This is a genomic window from Sphingomonas sp. CBMAI 2297 (genome assembly GCF_029870595.1).
Taxonomy (GTDB): domain Bacteria; phylum Pseudomonadota; class Alphaproteobacteria; order Sphingomonadales; family Sphingomonadaceae; genus Sphingomonas.
This window is the reverse complement of record NZ_JAPDIR010000033.1, coordinates 1-752: the sequence shown is the minus strand read 5'-3', so window position 1 is coordinate 752 and position 752 is coordinate 1. Positions and strand designations below refer to the sequence as shown.

The following is a 752-nucleotide window of genomic DNA, read 5'->3' as shown; positions in this document are numbered from 1 at the left end:
GGCGGCGTGAAGTCGGGCGCCAGCGCCGAGGTGGCCGGCGAGACATTGCCCGCGGCATCGGCCTGGGTGACGTGGAGCGTCTGGCCATTGCCCTCCGTGGTGGTCAGCGTGACGGCATAGGCGCCGTTCGCGGCGACGATCGCGGTGCCGATCACGGTTCCCGAGGGGTCGCGGACGGTGACGGTGGCGCCGGGCTCACCCGTGCCGCTGACGACCGTGCCGTCGCCGCTGACCGTCGCGACCGGCGCAGCGGGTGGGGTGAGGTCGGGCGCGGTCGCCGTGACGTTCGGCGAGTGATTGCCGGCCGGGTCGGTCTGGCTGAGCGTCAGCACCTGTCCGTTGAGCTGGGGTGTGGTGAGCGTGGCGGTGTAGCTGCCATTGCCGGCGACGGTGGCGGTGCCGATCTCGGTGCCGGCGGCGTTGAGGATGTGCACGGTCGCGCCGGGCTCGCCGGTGCCGGTGACGGCGGTGCCGTCGGCTGAGACGGTGCCGGTGGGCGCGAGCGGCGGCGTGAAGTCGGGCGCCAGCGCCGAGGTGGCCGGCGAGACATTGCCCGCGGCATCGGCCTGGGTGACGTGGAGCGTCTGGCCATTGCCCTCCGTGGTGGTCAGCGTGACGGCATAGGCGCCGTTCGCGGCGACGATCGCGGTGCCGATCACGGTTCCCGAGGGGTCGCGGACGGTGACGGTGGCGCCGGGCTCACCCGTGCCGCTGACGACCGTGCCGTCGCCGCTGACCGTCGCGACCGGCGC

General features: G+C 74.2%; 1 protein-coding gene. It reads right to left on the bottom strand.

What is annotated here, in order from left to right; genetic code table 11:
- A partial coding sequence (locus OMP43_RS22810) for an Ig-like domain-containing protein (protein ID WP_280281862.1) occupies positions 1-752 on the bottom strand: 752 nt, incomplete at both ends.